Source organism: Aquamicrobium defluvii (genome assembly GCF_004363725.1).
GTDB classification, from domain to species: Bacteria; Pseudomonadota; Alphaproteobacteria; order Rhizobiales; family Rhizobiaceae; genus Mesorhizobium; species Mesorhizobium defluvii.
Map to the genome: position 1 here is coordinate 1 of NZ_SNZF01000004.1, position 18,699 is coordinate 18,699.

19 protein-coding genes and 1 pseudogene are annotated in these 18,699 nt (G+C 59.8%); 12 read left to right on the forward strand and 8 right to left on the reverse strand.

What is annotated here, in order from left to right:
- Positions 1–550: 550 nt before the first annotated feature.
- The 3 genes from DES43_RS03925 to DES43_RS03935 all read right to left on the reverse strand — a co-directional run bounded on the left by DES43_RS03925 (position 551) and on the right by DES43_RS03935 (position 2,432).
- Positions 551–781, reverse strand: coding sequence for a helix-turn-helix domain-containing protein (locus DES43_RS03925; RefSeq protein WP_051520597.1), 231 nt, complete (start codon positions 779–781; stop codon positions 551–553).
- Between the two features lie 77 nt (positions 782–858).
- Positions 859–1,113 (reverse strand): hypothetical protein, encoded by a 255-nt coding sequence (locus DES43_RS03930; protein WP_156953490.1) that lies wholly within the window; start codon positions 1,111–1,113, stop codon positions 859–861.
- Positions 1,110–2,432, reverse strand: coding sequence for a tyrosine-type recombinase/integrase (locus tag DES43_RS03935; RefSeq protein WP_035027202.1), 1,323 nt, complete (start codon positions 2,430–2,432; stop codon positions 1,110–1,112). The genes DES43_RS03930 and DES43_RS03935 overlap by 4 nt, the downstream gene beginning before the upstream one ends.
- Before the next feature lie 841 nt (positions 2,433–3,273).
- Here DES43_RS03935 and DES43_RS03940 point away from each other — a divergent pair.
- A complete protein-coding gene (locus DES43_RS03940; protein ID WP_245514523.1) occupies positions 3,274–4,884 on the forward strand; it encodes an HAL/PAL/TAL family ammonia-lyase in 1,611 nt (536 codons plus the stop codon).
- Positions 4,885–4,960: 76 nt separating this feature from the next.
- Here DES43_RS03940 and DES43_RS03945 read toward each other — a convergent pair whose 3' ends face one another.
- Positions 4,961–5,839 (reverse strand): LysR substrate-binding domain-containing protein, encoded by an 879-nt coding sequence (locus DES43_RS03945; RefSeq protein WP_133674820.1) that lies wholly within the window; start codon positions 5,837–5,839, stop codon positions 4,961–4,963.
- Between the two features lie 107 nt (positions 5,840–5,946).
- On the opposite strand from DES43_RS03945, the gene DES43_RS03950 reads away from it, so the two are divergent.
- The 5 genes from DES43_RS03950 to DES43_RS03970 all read left to right on the forward strand — a co-directional run bounded on the left by DES43_RS03950 (position 5,947) and on the right by DES43_RS03970 (position 12,080).
- Positions 5,947–7,473: an ABC transporter substrate-binding protein gene (locus tag DES43_RS03950; RefSeq protein ID WP_133674821.1), complete on the forward strand. Its 1,527-nt coding sequence runs from the start codon at positions 5,947–5,949 to the stop codon at positions 7,471–7,473.
- Positions 7,474–7,542: 69 nt separating this feature from the next.
- The gene (locus tag DES43_RS03955) at positions 7,543–8,214 is read left to right on the forward strand and encodes a dimethylsulfonioproprionate lyase family protein (RefSeq protein ID WP_133674822.1); all 672 of its coding nucleotides are present in this window, start codon (positions 7,543–7,545) and stop codon (positions 8,212–8,214) included.
- A complete protein-coding gene (locus DES43_RS03960; RefSeq protein WP_133674823.1) occupies positions 8,211–9,164 on the forward strand; it encodes an ABC transporter permease in 954 nt (317 codons plus the stop codon). Before DES43_RS03955 ends, DES43_RS03960 begins: the two co-directional genes overlap by 4 nt.
- A complete protein-coding gene (locus DES43_RS03965; RefSeq protein WP_035027201.1) occupies positions 9,161–10,039 on the forward strand; it encodes an ABC transporter permease in 879 nt (292 codons plus the stop codon). Before DES43_RS03960 ends, DES43_RS03965 begins: the two co-directional genes overlap by 4 nt.
- A 4-nt stretch (positions 10,040–10,043) precedes the next feature.
- Positions 10,044–12,080 carry an ABC transporter ATP-binding protein gene (locus DES43_RS03970; protein WP_035027200.1) on the forward strand — a complete coding sequence of 679 codons (2,037 nt, stop codon included), beginning with the start codon at positions 10,044–10,046 and terminating at the stop codon, positions 12,078–12,080.
- A gap of 348 nt (positions 12,081–12,428) precedes the next feature.
- Here DES43_RS03970 and DES43_RS03975 read toward each other — a convergent pair whose 3' ends face one another.
- Positions 12,429–13,496 carry a metallophosphoesterase gene (locus tag DES43_RS03975; RefSeq protein WP_051520596.1) on the reverse strand — a complete coding sequence of 356 codons (1,068 nt, stop codon included), beginning with the start codon at positions 13,494–13,496 and terminating at the stop codon, positions 12,429–12,431.
- A gap of 155 nt (positions 13,497–13,651) precedes the next feature.
- On the opposite strand from DES43_RS03975, the gene DES43_RS22635 reads away from it, so the two are divergent.
- The gene (locus tag DES43_RS22635; protein ID WP_208110819.1) at positions 13,652–13,864 is read left to right on the forward strand and encodes a hypothetical protein; all 213 of its coding nucleotides are present in this window, start codon (positions 13,652–13,654) and stop codon (positions 13,862–13,864) included.
- A 14-nt stretch (positions 13,865–13,878) separates the two neighbouring features.
- Here the strand turns inward: DES43_RS22635 and DES43_RS22640 are convergent, their stop codons facing one another.
- The 3 genes from DES43_RS22640 to DES43_RS03990 form a co-directional block, all read right to left on the reverse strand.
- Positions 13,879–14,055: a metallophosphoesterase family protein gene (locus tag DES43_RS22640; protein WP_198027512.1), complete on the reverse strand. Its 177-nt coding sequence runs from the start codon at positions 14,053–14,055 to the stop codon at positions 13,879–13,881.
- Between the two features lie 69 nt (positions 14,056–14,124).
- Positions 14,125–15,048 (reverse strand): hypothetical protein, encoded by a 924-nt coding sequence (locus DES43_RS03985; RefSeq protein WP_035027199.1) that lies wholly within the window; start codon positions 15,046–15,048, stop codon positions 14,125–14,127.
- A gap of 44 nt (positions 15,049–15,092) precedes the next feature.
- Positions 15,093–15,365, reverse strand: a complete 273-nt coding sequence (locus DES43_RS03990; RefSeq protein WP_035027198.1) for a hypothetical protein — start codon at positions 15,363–15,365, stop codon at positions 15,093–15,095.
- Between the two features lie 131 nt (positions 15,366–15,496).
- On the opposite strand from DES43_RS03990, the gene DES43_RS03995 reads away from it, so the two are divergent.
- The 5 genes and pseudogenes from DES43_RS03995 to DES43_RS04020 all read left to right on the forward strand — a co-directional run bounded on the left by DES43_RS03995 (position 15,497) and on the right by DES43_RS04020 (position 18,575).
- Complete coding sequence (locus tag DES43_RS03995; protein WP_035027197.1) at positions 15,497–15,727, forward strand: helix-turn-helix domain-containing protein; 231 nt, start codon at positions 15,497–15,499, stop codon at positions 15,725–15,727.
- A 965-nt stretch (positions 15,728–16,692) separates the two neighbouring features.
- A complete protein-coding gene (locus DES43_RS04005; protein WP_035027196.1) occupies positions 16,693–16,902 on the forward strand; it encodes a cold-shock protein in 210 nt (69 codons plus the stop codon).
- Between the two features lie 108 nt (positions 16,903–17,010).
- A complete protein-coding gene (locus DES43_RS04010; RefSeq protein ID WP_035027195.1) occupies positions 17,011–17,232 on the forward strand; it encodes a hypothetical protein in 222 nt (73 codons plus the stop codon).
- A 336-nt stretch (positions 17,233–17,568) separates the two neighbouring features.
- Positions 17,569–18,057: a hypothetical protein gene (locus DES43_RS04015; protein ID WP_035027194.1), complete on the forward strand. Its 489-nt coding sequence runs from the start codon at positions 17,569–17,571 to the stop codon at positions 18,055–18,057.
- Between the two features lie 189 nt (positions 18,058–18,246).
- Positions 18,247–18,575: pseudogene (locus DES43_RS04020) on the forward strand (DoxX family protein).
- Positions 18,576–18,699 lie beyond the last annotated feature (124 nt).

The window sequence follows — 18,699 nt, forward strand, 5'->3', positions numbered from 1 at the left end:
GCCGCCCCTTGACCAAAACCTAAGACCCAAACCATACATGAAGGCGGGTCACTTCTCGGCGAAAATCCCGGGTCAGCTCTCAGCGGAAATCAACACCACAGTCTTGCAGCCTCACACCAGCCCTTATCGTAGCGTAACATCTGCACCTTGATCCCGTCTGGAATGGCAGCCGCACAGACAGCAAGAGCCGTCATCGCAAGCCCTGCCGGGTCACAGCCCATGTGACGGCCTTTGATGGTTGCAAATTGCTCTATCACGTCCGGAAGCAATCCGATTGGCAGTCGCGGCGGATCAAATTTCCCCCACAAGTCAACGGGTCGGTCATCTGCCTGTGTGACCGGAACGGACGGGTTGCCGGTCGTAGGTGGCAAAGGTAAAATGCTCATGCTGTGACTTTCCAGCCCGGTTGCGTCCACATCAACGCGCCGGGCTTTTCTCTTGCTGCTAAAAAGTCGGATGTTTCGCCCACGTCAGCGCCTTAATGAGGCGCAAATAATCCCGGAAACGCAGGGTTTTTCGGAAATTATCAAATATTGATGCAATATGAGCGCTAGGCGGCTCGATTTGCGGGACAATCGGCCTTTGTTTCTGCGCTGTAGATCGGTGCGCCGGCCAACCACTCTTCAAGATCGGTGCGAAGCACGACCGTCCGCTTGCCGAGTTTCCGCGCTTTCAACTCGCCTGCCGAGATTGCGTTGTAGACGGTCGAACGCCCCATGCCGCTAACGCGCGCTGCATCGGCAACGCTGTAAGCAACCGCGTCATTCTGGACTGTGTTCATGGCTGTTATCTCCTATGTCCAAGTGTGTTTGGCCGGAGATAACCACTAGTTCAGGTCAGGAGATAGGACACATTACATTACTTTAGACGTGATGATATTTTTCTTGTGAGGCGTTTTTTAATTGCATCGTAATTTCTATCGGTCGAAATTTCTGTTGCAATTAAATGTGCGGCATCATTTACGCTTTTATATTTCGCCGTATTTATTCCGTTGATTGCCATTTCAATAAACTGTTCATCAGCATCATAAGGTTTAATTCCGGGCCTTTTCCTTTCCGGTACCGGAATATCGTTTCTGACAGATGTGAAAAACGGTCGAGTATGTTTCGTCACGCTGCCACCATCGGCACAATTGCGCGTGCCGCCAATTCTTCCAGCCCGTCCGCGATCCATTTGCCGTAGTGCCGTTCAATCATTGCCGTACTGGTGTCGTGCATCGCGGCAACCAGTCGGATAGGCAAGCCGCTGCGCAGACCGCGTACGATGGAGGAATGGCGCAGGCTGTAGGCTGTCACGTCAATTCCGACCGTTGCCGCTAACGCTTTCCAAGGTCGCGTCAGTTCCGCCGCATCTGTCCAAGGCCCGCGCCTGTCCCGTTCCCACTCTGCCGGGCCAACTTGCACATGCCGCCAGCGCTCTAGCAGAGGTTCACTCAGTCCGCGACCTTCGATGACAGGCTGCAATGCGTCGATAACGTCCTGACCGACCGGGATCGGAATTGCCGGCTTCTCATAGTCTTGCGCACGTCCCTTCCGGCTGGCTGGCATCAAGACGCGTGACCGGTCGGGCTGTACGTCGCCAACTCGCAGCCGGATCACCTGCGAAAAGCGCGCGCCGGTTGCCGCCAATAGCACCACCATACGCCCTAGATCGTCATCGGCAGCAATTGCCGCTTGAACCAGTTGGCGCACTTGATTGTCGGTCAGAATTTGATTGTCGCGCGCCACCGGTTCGGACGGCTCGGTTGTTGGCTGCTTTAGGCCTGCCGCGATGATCGGTTTCAGTTCATCCGGCACGGTTGCATTGAGCGCCGCCTTGAAATCGTTTGTCACGCGGCGGCGCGTTGAGGTTTTGCCAGTCAATCCGGCCCGCCAGCTTGCCAGATCGTCTTTCGTGAGCCGGTGCAGCGGCTTTTCGGCAAGTGCTTTAAGCGCTGCCTGTTCCGCCCGCCATTTGACGAGGTCATCGTCGGTTAGGTTCTTAGGCGCATCGTCGGTCGGCAGCACATGTTGCGCCAGCCTGTGAGCGTCCGATTTGACCACGCGACCAGCACGTGCGGCTTCTCGTGCATCGCGCGTCGCGATATATCGCTCGACAGCCGTGCGCACCGTGAGAACTGGCCCGGCAGCTTCCGCCGCTGCATCCTTCCGAGCATTCTCAACATATGCACGTGCCGCTTTAACCGCTTCGGCAAAAGTCAGCAGCCCGGCAATCGGCTTGTCGTTTACATCGTTGGCCGCTTTCTCAAGCGTGGTTTGCTGATAACGCTGGTCACCAACGTAGTGTCTAACCAGCCATCGTCCGCCGCGCTTGGCCTTCCTGTAGCCAATATGTGCGTTAATGCCGTCGATGGCTCGCCAATGCGTCCCGATTGTCAGTTTCTCACGCGCCTTGCATGTCGTTATTGCCGCTTCCGTGAGCGTCCTTGCCATCCGTCCAATCTCCAAGTCATCAAATAAGTGTCAAATATATACGCTTGCACGTGGATGGACAAGAGCGGACAGTTATGCGCTATCACTATGTATTTGCTGGATATTTGTAGACATGGATGGATGAAAACTATCGGAAATCCTCGCCCTCTCACGGCGCAAACAGTGGTTCGATTCCCCTTGGGCGTACCAGTTAACTGATTGAAATCGCTATATTTTTACCTCTAACACACCTGCGCTGAGAGATTTAGCGTACTATCGACGTACTATTCCCGTTGATAAGCCGCCTACCGGATGCACAGTTCCTTGCGGAGAAGCTGAAGATTCGCCCGCGCTAGGCGCGAGGTGCTTCAAGATGGTTTGCCTGATAACCGTAACTGGCTGCCTCAGAAATCATGTAAGGAATCTGATTGTTGGGCTCTTGCCGACCGCGAAGGCATATAACGCCTCCTAGTTCAAAGGCACCCAGCTCTATGATTGAGCTTCCCTTGCTCTCTTTTAATGGAGCATCTTTCTCAGTCAGGCCAGCCGTCAACCACAACCACCGTGGTCCCACCACGTTCTTCGACTTGGACAAAATCGCAGCTTCGGGTTGACCGGGGCTGGAGATGGATCTGTGCGGCAATCGGTGACTTGTGAGGGTCTTTGCAGAATCGAACTGATGGTCAGGACGTTGATTCAATGGCCGGTCGGTGGCGTGTTTCTATTTAGCCGCCCGCATGAATTTCATTCATGCGGAGTTTAAATCTCATCATTTGCGGCCAGCTCTTGTTGCCTCGATAGTCCCTTGCACTCAAGAACGAGGGGAAACCGGATGCGAACAAACAGCCTTTTCCGCAGTGTCATGGGCGCTTGCCTGCTTTTGTCCAATACAGCCATGGCCGATGTCGCCTTGAATGGCCGGGACGCCACGCCAAAAATGATCGTACGCGTCGCCAATGGCGAGGCGGTCACGGTCGATAACGACAGCCTCGACAGGGTAGCCCGCGCCTATGCGGTACTTCTGCAAGGTGCAAAGGAAGGCCAGGAAATCTATGGCCTGACCGTCGGCGTCGGCTGGAACAAGGACCGCAAGATGGTCGATGCCACGGGCGAGCTCACGCCGGAGCTCATGGAGGCATCGCGCGAATTCAATGAGGGGCTGTTGCGCGCGCATTCCGTGGGCGTCGGCCCTGATACTGCCCTGCCTGTCGTGCGTGCCGCAATGGCCGTACGCCTCAACAATATCTTGACCGGTGGTCCCGGCGTTCAGCCGCACGTTGCCGAAATGCTCATCGCCTTCCTGAACAAGGGCATCACGCCGATCATGCCGTCGCGCGGCTCGGTCGGCCAGGCGGATATGACGCTGCTCAGCCATATAGGCCTTGCGATGCTTGGCGAAGGCGAAGTCGACTATCAAGGTCGTCGCATGCCGGCCGCCGAGGGTCTGAAGGCCGCTGGCGTTGAACCGCTGAAGCCTTTCGGCAAGGACGGTCTGGCCATCCTGAGCTCTAACGCCTATGCCGCCGGTCTTGCGGCCATCGCCGTCCACGATGCGGAACAGCTGCTCTCGGCCTCACGCCTTGTCTATGCGCTTAGTCTCGAAGGCCTGAACGGCAACGTCTCTCCTCTTCTCGAAGATGTCGCCAAACTCCGGCCGTTCCCGAGCCATCTGAGTTCGACCGCCGAACTGCGTACGGTGCTCGACGGCAGCTACCTGTGGCAACCGGATGACGAGCGCATCCTCCAGGACCCGCTGAGTTTCCGCACCGCGCCATACCTGCTTGGCAGCCTTGCCGACAGCCTGTCACGCACGAAGGCGCTCGTAGAAATCCAGATCAACTCTTCGGACGACAATCCCGGCATCGCCGTTGATGCCGAGCCGAAATCGGATCTCCCGCAGGCCCGACAGGGCTATGTCGATGGCGGCGCGGTGCTTCCGACAGCGAATTTCGAGCCGCTTCCTTGGGTCATTGCCTTTGAGGAACTCGGTATTGTGCTGGCGCACCACACGACGGCATCGTCCGAGCGTGTGCTGAAGCTCAACAATCCGACCCACACCAAGTTGGCACGCTATCTCGGCACAGAAAACACGCACCACGCGTTTCTCGTGGTCGAAGCGCCGCTGATGGCGCTTGCGACAGAGAACCGGGCGCTGGCGCAACCGACCTCATTCGATTCCCGGCCGATCGCAGGCGGCGTCGAGGACGTCGGCACGAATGCGCCTTTCGTCATAGAGCGGGTGCGGGTGCAAATCGACAACAGCTTCACTATTCTTTCGATGGAGACGATGCACGCCGCGCAGGCCGCGGACCTTCGCCTCAAGGAAGCCCCGGAACGCAAACTCTCGACGGCGACGACCGCGTTCCACGATGCCTACCGGCAGAAAGTGCCATTCCTGGATCATGATCGATCCATGACGCCGGACATCGCCGCCGGAGCTGAATTCCTGAAGGGCCACGCGCTGACGGATTAAACCGCCGCTAAAGCCCATGTACCTGTCGCATCTATTGGCCCGCAAGGAACTGTTGCGGGCCAATTTCCGTTCGCCCCTATGCCTGCCCCTGAATCCATTGCAGGAATTTGCGGATGGCCTTTTCCCCACCGCGACGTTCGAGATGGACGAGATACCATCCGCCGGGCTGCATCAGGTCCGAGGCGAGCGGCGCGACGAGAGTGCCATTGGCCACATCGCCTTCGACCAGGAACTCGGGGACAATAACAATGCCCTGCCCATTGGCCGCCGCCTCGATGGCGAGCAGGTTGCTGTCGAAGAGCGGCGAGGACTTTTGCGAGAGGCCGGACGCCCCGACGCTCGCCGCCCAGCTCGCGGCGTCCTCCGTATTTCCGCTGACCGAGAGAAACGAGAAATGCCGCAGGTCGTCGGGACCCGTGATGGACTTGGCGATCGCCGGCGAACAGACGCCGACCAGCCGCTCGCGGCGCAGCAGCGTATAGGTTAGGTTCGGTCGGTTCGGCGCCCGCGTGTAGATGAAACCGACGTCGGCGCGATCGGGGTTGAATTCCCAGTCGAGAAGACTAGCGTCGAGGTTCATGGCGATCTCTGGAAATTTTTCCTTGAATGTCTGGAGCCTCGGTATCAGCCAGCGCACGGCGACCGTGACATAGACCTGCACGGTCAGCGAGGTTGGCGCGTTGTTCTGGCGGATGAGATCGGTGGTGAATGCGATCTTGTCGAGCGCGTCCTGCACTACGGGAAAATAGATCACTCCCGCCTCGTTCAATTCTACCCGTCCTGGCAGGCGAAGGAACAGCGGTGTGCCGAGACTGCGCTCCAGCGAGGCGACCTGGTGGCTGATGGCGGATTGCGTGACACGGAGTTCCTCCGCCGCCGCCTTGAAGCTGACGAGCCGTGCCGCCGCCTCGAATGCCCGCAGCGTTGTCAGGGGGGGCAGAGTGCGCCGGACCATGCTCATAACCCACATGAATTTTACTCATGTAGACGTTAAATCTAATCGTTTGCAAGACTGCGGACCTCTTTTCATACTCGGGCATAATCCAAAAATGGGGAACCGAAATGAAGAGACATCTTCTGAAGGGCGCGGCGCTCGCCGTGGCCATGACAGCCTGTGCGCTTTCCGCAACGCCAGCCTCTGCGCAACAGGGCTGCGTGCGTGTGCTCGGCTATGAATCCGACGGCGAGAAGCAGACTATGGATCCGGCCGCGCTGATCGGCACGGACAGCGTCTACCACATCCGCGCCGTCTATGAGCCGCTGGTCGACCGCAGCAACACCATGCAGCCGGTGCCGGCGCTTGCCGAATCCTGGGAATCCAATGCCGACGCGACGGAATGGACTTTCCGCCTCCGAAAGGATGTGAAATTCCATGACGGCTCGGATTTCGACGCGAAGGACGTCGTCTATTCCTATCGCCGCCTTCTCGATCCCGCCGTCTCGCCGGGCGGCTTTTCGACGCTCGCCTTCCTCGATGCCGACGGCATCACCGCCGTCGACGATCATACGGTACGCTTCAAGGTGAAACAGCCCGTCGTCGAGCTGCCGATGCTGATCGCCACCAAATATGCTCTGATGGTGCCGGAAGACGCCAAGTCGGAGGACCTCCGGGTCAAGGGCAACGGCACCGGCCCCTTCATGCAGGAGACCTTTACGATCAACGGCGCCGTGCGCGTGATGCGGAAGAACCCCGACTACTGGCGCGCCGATCTGCCGAAGGCCGAATGTCTCGAAATCACCACCAGCCTGGAGCCGACCTCGCGCCTTTCCGCGCTGCTCTCAGGCAGCGTCGATTTGTCTCTGACCGTCGATCCGGCGAGCCTCATCACGCTGAAGGGCAATCCCGCCGTTGAGCTGGTCGCGACGCCGGGCGCGACCTCGCTCTACCTCGCCATATGGACCGACACGCCGCCCTTCGACAACGTCAAGGTCCGTGAGGCGTTGAAGCTGGTGATGGATCGCCAGAAGATCCTCGACACCGTCCTGCTTGGTTATGGCGAGGTCGGCGCCGATACGCCGATCCCGCTCTCCTCGCCGCTCGGCCTCGGAACTCCGGCAAAGGCGGCGGATATAGAGAAAGCGACGGCGCTGCTGGCCGAGGCAGGGCATGCCGATGGCATCGACTTCGATCTCTACACCTCGGATTCCTATCCCGGCATGATGCTGCTCGCTCAGGTCTATGCCCAGATGGCGGCACCGGCCGGCATCCGCGTCAACGTCATCACCTCGCCGGCCGAGGGCTATTGGGACACGATCTGGCTGAAGAAGCCGGCCGTCATCTCCTACACCAGCGCCCGCCCGCCGGCCGAAGCCCTGACGCTGTCGCTGAACAGCAAGTCGGAATGGAACGAGACGCACTGGAAACGCGACGATTTCGACGCGCTCGTCGTCAAGGCCGGCCAGACCGCCGACGAGAAGCAGCGCAACGAACTCTACCGCGAGGCCCAACGCATCGTGGCGGATGAAGGCGGCATGATCCTGCCGGTCTTCACGTCAGCCGTTGCCGGCCTGCGAAAGGGCTGCACGGGTTATGCGCCGAATGTCGACGTGAACCGCATCGACTACGCCGCGCTGACCTGCGGCGAATAAACGCCCTCCTTTCTTTCCCGAGACCATCCACACCCACGGGGCAACCGCCCCGTGGAAAAGGACAGTTGCATGACCGATTCCGCCCTCAAAACCTTTCTCGACCGTTTCGCCGATGCGCTCGATCGCGATGCGCGGCCGGTTTCCCGGTCCCACGCCGTCCGGTTGCGCCGGCTGGCCGAGCGACTGCCGCCGGTGAAGGATGCATCGCCGAGCCAAGTGCCGATTCAGGCGGCGTGCGAGGCCGAACTGGCCTCCCACGCCACCCGGTCGCCGCTCGCTCAGGCACTCGGCGACCTCCTGCCCGCCATCCACATCACCCGTAGCAAGACCTACCTCGCCAATCCGCCGAGCCGCGATTTTGGCGAGAATTACGGCTATGGCGTCATCTGCGGCCCGGAGGGCGGGCCGCCCGCACTGATCCGCGATCCCGAGATCGCCTTCGGCCTGATGTTCCTGGGCCCGAAAACCCATTATCCGCTGCACCATCACCCGGCCGACGAACTCTACTACACAGTCACCGGTCCTTCCTTCTGGCGCGCCGGCGCGGTGGGCTGGACGGGCCATGGTGCGGATGCGATCATCCATCATCCGCCGTGGCTGCCGCATGCGACGCTTTCGGCGGAACGGCCACTTGTGCTTCTGTACATCTGGGAGGGCGATCTTGACACCGACGCCGCCTTCATTCCCGACACCGTGACGGCAGCGGCCGCCCTTTCCTCCGTGGGGCTCGACGCGACATGAGCATTTTTCGCCTTCTCGCCAGCCGGATCCTGTTTTCGGCCCTGACGCTCCTCCTCGTCTCGATCCTGATCTTCCTGATCCTCGAAGCGCTGCCGGGTGACGTCGCCACCCGCATCCTCGGCCGCGAGGCCACCGCCAAGGCGCTGGAGGTGCTGCGCAGCCAGCTTCACCTCGATCAGCCCGCACTCGTGCGCTATTTCCAGTGGCTCGGCGACTTCCTGCGCGGCGATCTCGGCACCTCGATCGCCACCGGCCGTCCCATCGCCGACGTGCTCGGCCCGCGCATCGTCAACACGCTGCTGCTCTCGCTCTTCGCTTTCGCCATCTACCTCGTGCTGGCGCTCATTCCCGCGATCATCCAGGCGGTGAATCGCGGCAAGATGATCGATAACGTCATTTCCGTCATCACGTTGCTCCTGCTCTCGTTGCCGGATTTCCTGTTGGCGACGATCCTGCTCTTCCTCTTCGCCGTCGCCGTGCCGATCCTGCCGGCGCTCGCGACCATTTCGGAAAATAGCACCTGGCAGGAAATGCTGCGCGCCATGGTGCTGCCGGCCGTCACGCTCGCCATCATGATGGCCGTCTACGCCATCCGCGTGCTGCGCGACAGCCTGATCGAGGTGCTGCGATCGGACTATGTGCGTCTTGCCGAACTGAAGGGCCTGCGCCCTCGCGCCGTGCTCTTCCGCCACGCTCTTCCGAACGCCATCGTGCCGGCGCTGAACGTCACGGCGCTCAATCTCGGTTTCTTGATCGGCGGCGTCGTCATCGTCGAGCGAGTCTTCTCCTATCCCGGCTTCGGCACGCTGCTGATCGACGCGCTGCAACTGCGCGACATTCCGCTCATCAAGGCAACCGTGATGATCAGCGCCGCCGTCTATGTTGCCGCCAATCTCGCGGCTGATGTGCTTGCTGTCCTGCTGCAACCGCGCCTGAGGATCAGCCGATGACCCTCGCCACCTTCATCTCGTCCCGACGTTTCAAGGTCGACCTCTGGCGCGCAACGCCCGGCCCGTTCAAGGTCGGTGCGGTCATTCTCGTCGCCCATGGCCTATTCGCTGTCCTCGGTTTCTTCTGGACGCCCTACGGCTATGCCGAAATGGGGGCGGGCCTGCCGCTCTCCGGCATTTCTTGGCAGCACCCGATGGGCCTTGACCAGATCGGCCGCGACGTCTTCAGCCGTTTCATGCATGGGGCGCACATCGTGCTGCTACTCTCCTTTGCCGGTACGATGCTTGGCATGGTCACCGGCACGACGCTCGGCCTGCTCTCCGGTTATGTCGGCGGCTGGTTCGACGAGATCACTCAGCGCATCGTCGAGGCGATGATCAGCATTCCCTTCTTGGCGCTGGCCCTGGTCATGATCATCGCCGCCGGCCCCGCGCTTGCGGGCGCGCCCGTGCTCATCGTCTTCGTCGTCGGCCTCGTCTATGCGCCGCGCATCACCCGCATCGCCCGCGCCGCCGCCATGGAGATCGCGACGCGAGAATATGTCGCCGTGGCGGAACTGCGCGGCGAAGGCACCTGGTCGATCGTGTTCCGGGAAATCCTTCCCAACGCCGCGAACGTACTGCTAGTCGAGTTCTCGCTGCGCCTCAGCTATGCGCCGATCCTCATCGGCGCGCTCGGCTTCCTCGGCTTCGGCATCCGCCCGCCGACGCCGGAATGGGGCCTGATGATCAGCGAGAACCGCAACCTCCTGATCGCCTCGCCCGTGACGGTGTTCGGGCCCGGCCTCGGCCTTGCCTCCCTCGTCATCGGTTTCAACCTCTTCACCGACGGCCTATCGCGCATGCTCGGCCAGCGGCCTGTCGCGGGAGCGTAAGAACATGCAAAAGCTCATCGAAGTCCGCAACCTCAACATTGCCTATGGTGGCGCGGCCGGCTGGACCAATGTGGTGCAGGGCGTCTCCTTCGAGATCGCCCGCGGCGAAGCCTTCGGCCTTGTCGGGGAATCCGGCTGTGGCAAATCCACCGTCGCCTATCGCCTGCTCGGCTACGGTACGATCAACAGCTTGGTGCAGACCGGCGAGATCATCTTCGATGGCACGGACCTCCTCAAGCTCGGCGCAACCGCCCTGACGCGCCTGCGCGGTGACCGCATTGCGCTCGTGCCGCAGAACCCGACGACCTCTCTCAGCCCCGGCATGCGCGTCGGCACGCAGGTCCGCGAGATGATCGCCACGCACCGAGCACTGCCGCAGGGCATGACGATGGAGGCCCGCATCGTCGAACTTTTCGCCCTCGTCGGCCTGCCCGATGTCGGCCACTGCTACCCGCACGAGCTCTCCGGCGGCCAGCAGCAGCGCGTGACGATCGCCATGGCCGTTGCCTGCAATCCCGACCTCCTGGTGCTCGATGAGCCGACGACCGGTCTCGACGTTACCACCCAGCGCCAGATCATCCAGCTTCTCGCCGATCTGCGCGCCCGCATTGGCATGGCGATGCTCTATGTCACGCACGACCTCGCTCTGCTCGCCCAGATCGCAGACCGCGTCGGCGTCATGTATGCCGGCCAGCTCGTAGAAGTCGCACCCTGCGAAGAGTTACTTTCAGCCCCGGCGCACCCCTATTCGCGCGGCCTCATCGCCTCCATCCCCACCACGGACGGCGCGGAGCGGCAGGGCCGGGGCCTGCGCGGTGTGCTGCGCCGCGACCAGATGTCCACCGGCTGCAAGTTCGAGCCGCGCTGCGACTTCGCTACCACCGCCTGCCGCACCATGCCGCAGGTGCTCGAACCGGTCACGGATGCCCGCTCCGTCGCCTGCATGCGTTGGCGCGATGTCGTGGCACCACAAGCCCCAGTCCTGGTGAAGCGCGAAAATAAAAAGATCATCGGGGAGCCGGCACGCCTGCTTTCGGTCGCCGATCTCAATCTCTCCTATGGACGCCCCGGCCTTTTCGACCGGCTGCTCGGTCGGACCAGTCCGTCCGTGGTGCGCGACATCGACCTCGAATTGTACGCCGGCGAGGTGGTCGCGCTCGTCGGCGAATCCGGCAGCGGCAAATCGACGATCGCCCGGGCGATCAGCGGCCGCCTGCCACCCCGCACCGGCATCATCCGCCTCGATGGTGCGGCCCTTGCACCGGCCCTCAAGGATCGGTCGGTCGAAGAACTGCGGCAAATCCAATATATCTTCCAAAATCCGGACGCCTCGCTCAATCCGCGCCGCCGCATCCGCTCGATTCTGGAGCGCCCCATCGATCATTTCGGCATAAAAGTCGATGAAAAGGCGCTGGAGAGCGTGCTCGAAAATGTCGGCCTGCATGCCGGTTATCTCGACCGTTTTCCCGAACAGCTCTCCGGCGGCGAGCGCCAGCGCATCGCCATCGCCCGCGCGCTTCTGGTCAATCCCAAGCTGCTGATCTGCGACGAAATCCTCTCCGCCCTCGACGTCTCGGTGCAGGCAAGGATCGTCGAGCTCCTGCGCTCGCTCAAGGAAAAGCATGCCGTCGCCATGCTCTTCATCTCGCATGACCTCGCCGTGGTGCAGGAATTCGCAGATCGAGTGGCGGTGCTCTATCGTGGCGAACTCATGCAACTCGCCGATATTGCCACGCTGCTCGACGCCCCGCTCCATCCCTATACTGAGATGCTGCTGGAGGCAGCCCCCGGCCTTCGAAGGGACCACTACGTCTCTAGGCCGCCCGCCTTTCCGGTATCAAAGGCCATCCCTGGCGTCGGCTGCCCGCTGGCAGGCCGCTGTCCCCGCCAGGTAGGCAGTCTCTGCGCCGAGACCCGACCGCCTGTTCAGGTGTCGGACAACGGGTTCATACGCTGCCATCTGGCTGCTGACGAGCTGGCAACCCACGCTTCTCCTGCCGATCACAGTGATTTCGCAGGACAGGTCAGATCAATTTCTTGATAACGGATAGTGTCTTCCTCATGACGGCATTGGCTGCGGATCAGATGGAGGAAAGACATGAAACGATTGGGGGTGATAGTCCTTGCCGCAATGGCGATGGCGCTGTTGGCGAGCGAGGGACATGCAAAGAGAATCAAAATCAGCGGCAAATACGCTCGCAGCGAAATATAGCCAACCCTACCTCAAACCGAAAAATCAGTCGCGTCCACCATCAAATAGATAAAAGTTCCGGGTATGTACTCAGTAGTCGGACAGATTCATCACTTTTGTGTCGTGATGCCAAGTGAATTCGACGTACGTGCTTCATCAGACCCGTTGCGCCTCACATTCTGAGGTGCAATTGTCGGCTTACGCCTCATGTGGACCAGTGATCGGATTTAGTTCGTCAAAGCGCTCGGCCAGGTCTTTGATGCTCATGCCGAGATGATTCGCCATCCGCTGGGTATCGCCACCATGACGCAGCGTCGAATAGTAGTGTTCCACCCAGGCTCCTGCGGCCGCCAGTTCAATCGTCGTCGGTTCTGCGCCCGTGCCTTTCACAATCTCGTAGAAGCGGTCCAGGCTGATCGCCTTGCGGGAGGGCCTTAGCGTCGGTGCAGGCCGGTCTTCGTTGCGTGCGTCCAGCTCGATGACCAGACCCTCCTCGAAGCTTCCAGTCTCGCCGGGATAACCACGCGGGTTCGATACTACCCGGCAATGGCCGATTTCATAATCGACGGGGTCGTGAACATGACCATGAACCCAAAGGTCCGGGTGCCCTGACAGCATCAGATCGGACAGGTCTGATGCATAGCAAGCCGACAGCAGGCCATTCTGTCGTCGCGCCGGAATCGAGTATCGGTGCGGCGCATGATGCGTCACAACGACAGTCGGCCCGTCGAACGGCTGTGAGAGCTCGGTCTGGATGAAAGCAGCACTCATGTCGTGCCGGCGGCCAGTGTGCCGTGGCGAGAAATAGACTTTCCCGCTGTGGCGCTGGGGGCCTGTCAGGTCGACTTCGTCCGGCTCGACCTCGATCATCCGGAAGTCGTTCATGTACTTGATGGCTTCCCGCTGACACTGCAATGAAAAGGGTTCGCCAAGGAGCTCGAAATCCATCCAGAGGGTTGAGCCGATGAACCGCGTTCCGCCGATCACAACGGTTTCGTTCTCCAGGTAGAAGAGATTCTCGATTGCGCCAGCCTTTTGCCGCGCGTCGGCAAGCTGCCGGTCAAGGTTCTGGCCATAGAACTCGTGATTGCCGGCGACTATGACAATCGGCTTGTCCGAAAGCGCTCTGGCATATTCGATGGCCTTGGCGCAGGTAACATCAATGTCGCCAGCGAGAACCAGCACGTCATGATCAGGCGTCTTCGCTGGCCGCCATCGCAGCTCGGAGAACTCCTGATGCAGATCGGACATGATCCAGATGCGCATGGTTCTCAAAATTCCGGGCCGCGCTCGACCTGCGGCCAGTAGACATTCTTAGCCTGGGCCTTCGCGCGTTTGAGAATGTCGCCAAGACAGATCGGTAGAAAATCCCATACGTCGACCCCAACATTCACGCTGTTGCGGGTTCCACGCCACCTCTCATGAACATGCCCAAAAAGCTGGATCGCGCCTTTGCGCGCGCCTTCCCATGTGATCATGGGATAATGGCAAAGCGTCAGGCGCTGGTCGCCGTCCTTGATAACGGCTATATCCTCGACCGTTTTCCATGGCAGCGCCTTGACCCGCTCGTCGTCATGATTGCCGACGATCAGATGCTTGCGGCCGGGGATCGAATGAACAGGCCTTCCAGATAGCCGTCACTTCCGGCCTAGCGTCCGAAGCCGAAATCACCCACGACCCATAGATCGTCATCCGCCTGCACGCGAGAAGCGAAATTGGAAACAATGGCGGCATCCATTTCGCCCACGGAGCGAAATGGCCGGTTGCAGAATCTGATGATGTTGTCGTTGCCGAAATGCGGATCGGCCGTGTACCAGTAGGTCATGTCTTGTCTGTCGTGGTGGAGAGGAGCCGGGGTTGACTGCCCGTCGAAGACCTCTCGTGTTTCTTGCGGCTACCGACATGGCGGCAAGGTCACCGTGTAATCCTGAAACTCCATGTCGATGTCGGTTTTTACCCTGACATGCTGAAACCGGACAACGAGTTTCCCGGACTTGAGCGTCATGGTGACGAGGCGTTGCCCGTCGTCGCCATCGTCCAGGCCGCCCTCTTCCGAGCACTGTGCAAGCGCCACGATCTTTCTGGGAGAAGGTTGGCGAGCCTGCTGAACCTCGCAGGAAATGCCAAAGTCGCCGAAAGATTTCGGCTCGACCTTGAAGGCAAGATGATCGGAGGCGGCACCGGTTCGCGATGCAACGCAGGCTTCCGGTTGTCCCCACAGACCGCGAAACGCTTTGGGAAGGTTGGCCACTTGCTTACCTGTCTTGGGGAGGGAGATTTCCTTGCCTTGCCGACGATCAGCCTGAATTGCGGTCGAACTGATTTCCCGGGCCAGAGCCTCGACCCTTGAACGATAGCCGCCGAGGCACAGGATGGCGAATTGTCCGGTAACGCCAGCGGCATTGCTCGCATTGCTGCCGTCCAACACCTCGCCAGCATCGGAGCGCCACAGGACGGCCTCTACTCCGGTGCGCCCTGGATCGTAGCCGACAAGCTGGTATGTCTCGCCCCACGAGGTTGAGATACGCCGTGCGGGACAATCGGCTTTCGCGACATAGGGCTTTGAATAGGTCCCGTCCTGCAAGGTCGCATCGACGCATTCCTTGACCCTGGCGGGGTCGGGACTGCCAAAGGCTGCGCAGTTTTCGCCGATTGCTTCCTCGGTGACGATGGCGTGGATTTCAGCCTGCGCGGTGCCGAGGTTTCGCCTGACCGTGATCGTCGTTTGCGGCCCTTCGCTGCCAGTCGCCGGAAGCCAATCGAGGGGCCGTTCGGCTTGAGCCAGCGCCCCGGCGGGCAGCAGAAGCGAGACGGTCATGCAAACCCGGATGAAACTTGTCATTCTCATTGGTGACGACCATCTCATTCAAACAGCGGCCCGACGGTTGCGATGATGAAAACAACGCCGACCAGCATGGCAATGCCGACACCTACGCCAAGTCTGTAGAGCGCGCCGATCTTGGCTTCTTCGACCTCAAAGCGCCGGGCTTCCTCGTAATTCTCGAATTCGAGAACGCCGTGGGTGTTCGTGCGTTCGAACCGGCTCTTCCTGAACGCCCTGTCGCGGCGGGTCAGATGACGGAAATACCAGACCGAGAATGCAATCAGCGCCAAACCTATCAGAACGTTTTCCACCGCACCTTGCCTTTCGAATGTTTCTAACCAGTAACAGCTCATAACGCTTCTACGTGATTTCATTAGCTTAGCACGATTTTGACGTAAATACACCGTGGTAGAATACTCGTCATTGCGGCGCTCTCGTTGGCATGGACATACGAGAGGTGCTGGCGCGAAATGTGCGATTGCAACGAAGGGCCAAAGGCCTTTCGCAGGAGGAATTGGCCCACCGTGCCGACATTGACCGGACTTACATCAGCGCCCTTGAACGGAGCCTATATGCGGCCAGCATCGATGTTGTTGACCGCTTGGCCATCGCGCTGGATGTGGAGGCGGCCGATCTATTGCAAAGGTCGACGGGAGATAAGCGGAGGCGATAGATCGCATCGAGAACGCTGGATAGCACAACGTCATTGCATTTGGCCGGCTAATCTGTGCGAACGATGGCGTCGACTATTGCCTTTGCCCTAGCAAGGGCCGATCTGGCGGCCGCCACTTCTAGGCCAAGCTCCAAGTGTTCGCGTTCGGCGAGCGCAAGAAACCCTTTGAGGACTGCGTCCGATCCGTGCGCCAGCATGACTAAGTGGCGGCCGCCCGGACCATATTCTCCGTTGAGCCATAGCGTTCGCTGCGTTCGCTTGCTCCCGTCCAACGCATGACAGTTTTTGTGGCGATGTGGCTAGGCCCGAGGTCTGACTTCAGCGCATCGGCGATCATAGAGACGTATTGTGTCTCAGAGAGATCGAAGGATTCGCCCTGCAATTTCCTGCCGCTATTCCGAAACATCTTTCCGGCCTCCATACGATATGGTCTTCGGCAGATCCCTAGGCTGCCACGACGCGCGATGATAATCCGATGGAGCCAGACGGGCGGGAACGAGACCCGGCACCCGGGTTCCAGGATTGGGCGTACCAGTTAAATCAACTGCCTGGCACCTTCACCTCGAACAGAGCGGCTATCTTCGTGCCGGGAAGGAAGAACGCACGCAGATCATTCTCTGGATCAAATCTAGGATTCAACTGACCGTCTGATAGCAACTGCTGCAAAATATGCGGGGTGAAAAAGCCAAGCGGACGCCATTCCCCGCCCCTGAGGGGTATCGGCTGGTCTCCCTCAACGCGCCTTCGGGTTTGTGTCGACCGTGGAGTCGATGTGCGTTTCAATTATAAAAATTACAGCCTTGCATTGGACACAATTGTTCTCCAGTATCTGCTTATCGAACTTGCTGTAGAACTTTGTTTCGCGCTTCGTCGCTCTTACGATATTCCCCTTCAAATTCGTGTTTTACGACGTTTGTCATTCGGGCAGGCGGCGATCTTCTATACCGATTTGAAAGGAAATCGTTATGAGCAATGGAACAGTGAAGTTCTTCAATTCCACCAAGGGCTTCGGTTTTATCGAGCAGGACGGCGGCGGCGCTGACGTATTTGTGCATATTTCCGCTGTCGAGCGCTCCGGAATGCAGGGCCTTGTCGAAGGTCAGAAGCTGAGCTTCGACATCGTGAAGGACAATCGCAACGGCAAGAGCGCTGCCGAGAACCTTCAGGCCGCTTAAGGAATTGCGCTTCGGGTCTTTGACCACGGATGTACTGGCACTGGCCTTCGAGGCGCTTAGGAGAAGGTCGGGTTTTCCCGGCCTTTTTCATTTTCAAGGAGACTGATTATGAACCAGGCTGCAATTGACGCTGTTTTTCGGCCCAAGCTTAACAAGCAGGAAGCCAAGGCTGACGAGATCACCAGAAACGTTCGGGCAATCATGAACGCGGAGGCGGCAAAGCGGGACACTAAGACTGAGCGACTGAGAGCGGCCCGCCTGGCGCGGGACGCCCAAATGCCTGTCGCTCCCATGAAGAAGATGCGGGCAACGGTGCGCCGTGTAAAATAGAACCCGGGCTGCCGATCTCGCGCCGGCAATATGTTCCACGAAAGCGCATGTCGTGGACGGCCTCGGGAAATTGCCGGACAGACCGACGACCAGGGGATTGGACATTGGCAGCCTTCTGGTCGCGGGCTGCTCCGGACGCAAGTCCGCCGGGTATTCTTCCCCGGGCCGGACAACGATTCCACAGTATGAAAGCAGCCCGCTTGCACCGCTTTTTTCGCGGGGCAAAGTCGGGCGCAATCTGTTGGCTCCAGCCGTGCCGTGGCGGCTTCCTTTGTCTGGCGCCCCGGGCGGTGCTGCGCTACCAGACCGTAAGAGTTTCGTTTGCATGGATTCGCGATGAGCAAGGCTGCCACTTCGTTCGTTCTGATTGCGGCGCTGAGCGGCGTCCTGATGGCGCTCAGCCTGGCCGTCGCGCGCCATGGCTATCCGTTCGGCATGGTGGGCGTGCGGCGGCTGGATGAAATTGCCGCCGCACAGAACTTCTTTCCGATTGCGGCCATATATTTCTTCAGCGCCATGCTGATGATGCTGCTGCCGCTGAAGGCTGCGGGGTTCGTGCTGGTCAATGCAGCGGATGCCCTGATGTGGACGGCGATCGCGCTTCTTGCGGCGATTGTCGGATGCGTTCTGGCGCGCTGGGCTTTCGGGCAGACGAGTATCCTGCGCAATCTGCTGGACTGGCGCTTCCTGTTTCCGCTGGCGATCGTAGGGTGTCATCTCGGGCTGAATACGTTGCGACGCAACGTGCTGTTGCGCAGTCTGGCCTTTGCCGGGTTTGCGGTGTTGACGCTTGCCTGCCTGTTCTGGAACTTCCGGCTGGCCTGAACGCGGGGTCTGAACGTGGGGTCTGAACGTGGGGTCTGAACGTGGGGCCTGAAAGCGGGGCTTGTGCACGCATAAGCCGGTGATCATATGCGGGCGGCAACGGGGCGGGGACTGACGATGCCGCAGATCATCCATAACATACTGGGTTCCGGCTGGTTCGGATATGTTGCCCGTATTGCACTTACCTTCATGTTCTGGTCGGGCGGCCTTGCCAAACTGATCGATTTCAATGCCGGTGTGGGCGAAATGGTGCATTTCGGACTGGAGCCCGCCTGGCTTTTCAACATCGCCACATCATCGTCCAGATAGGCGGATCGCTGCTCATCATGTTCAATCGCTGGACATGGCTGGGCGCAGGAGCGCTTGCCGTCCTCACCGCGCTGACGATCCCGCTCGCCCATAATTTCTGGGCGATGGTGGAGCCTGTCAGGACGATGGAATTCTATGTCGTCATCGAGCATATCAAGGTAATCGGAGCGCTGACGGTTGTTGCCTGTGCTTCCGTGTGCAAGACCTGAAGCGCATCGCGGTTTTTATATCCGCTCCTTTCTGTTTTGGCGCATGCCGTTGTTCTGAAACAGCTTTCTCTGCCGAAGCGCTTGTCTCAGGACAGATTCCGCGGTGGTGATATTGTAACCGCTA

Bases quoted from the DNA above. Each gene is read 5' to 3' on its own strand.
- DES43_RS03955 (WP_133674822.1), top strand. From the start codon at position 7,543: ATGACCGATTCCGCCCTCAAAACCTTTCTCGACCGTTTCGCCGATGCG.
- DES43_RS03940 (WP_245514523.1), top strand. From the start codon at position 3,274: ATGGGCGCTTGCCTGCTTTTGTCCAATACAGCCATGGCCGATGTCGCC.
- DES43_RS03975 (WP_051520596.1), bottom strand. From the start codon at position 13,496: ATGCGCATCTGGATCATGTCCGATCTGCATCAGGAGTTCTCCGAGCTG.
- DES43_RS03950 (WP_133674821.1), top strand. From the start codon at position 5,947: ATGAAGAGACATCTTCTGAAGGGCGCGGCGCTCGCCGTGGCCATGACA.
- DES43_RS03935 (WP_035027202.1), bottom strand. From the start codon at position 2,432: ATGGCAAGGACGCTCACGGAAGCGGCAATAACGACATGCAAGGCGCGT.
- DES43_RS22635 (WP_208110819.1), top strand. From the start codon at position 13,652: ATGAACATGCCCAAAAAGCTGGATCGCGCCTTTGCGCGCGCCTTCCCA.
- DES43_RS03995 (WP_035027197.1), top strand. From the start codon at position 15,497: ATGGACATACGAGAGGTGCTGGCGCGAAATGTGCGATTGCAACGAAGG.
- DES43_RS04015 (WP_035027194.1), top strand. From the start codon at position 17,569: ATGAGCAAGGCTGCCACTTCGTTCGTTCTGATTGCGGCGCTGAGCGGC.
- DES43_RS03985 (WP_035027199.1), bottom strand. From the start codon at position 15,048: ATGACCGTCTCGCTTCTGCTGCCCGCCGGGGCGCTGGCTCAAGCCGAA.
- DES43_RS04010 (WP_035027195.1), top strand. From the start codon at position 17,011: ATGAACCAGGCTGCAATTGACGCTGTTTTTCGGCCCAAGCTTAACAAG.
- DES43_RS03965 (WP_035027201.1), top strand. From the start codon at position 9,161: ATGACCCTCGCCACCTTCATCTCGTCCCGACGTTTCAAGGTCGACCTC.
- DES43_RS03945 (WP_133674820.1), bottom strand. From the start codon at position 5,839: ATGGTCCGGCGCACTCTGCCCCCCCTGACAACGCTGCGGGCATTCGAG.
- DES43_RS22640 (WP_198027512.1), bottom strand. From the start codon at position 14,055: ATGACCTACTGGTACACGGCCGATCCGCATTTCGGCAACGACAACATC.
- DES43_RS04005 (WP_035027196.1), top strand. From the start codon at position 16,693: ATGAGCAATGGAACAGTGAAGTTCTTCAATTCCACCAAGGGCTTCGGT.
- DES43_RS03970 (WP_035027200.1), top strand. From the start codon at position 10,044: ATGCAAAAGCTCATCGAAGTCCGCAACCTCAACATTGCCTATGGTGGC.
- DES43_RS03925 (WP_051520597.1), bottom strand. From the start codon at position 781: ATGAACACAGTCCAGAATGACGCGGTTGCTTACAGCGTTGCCGATGCA.
- DES43_RS03960 (WP_133674823.1), top strand. From the start codon at position 8,211: ATGAGCATTTTTCGCCTTCTCGCCAGCCGGATCCTGTTTTCGGCCCTG.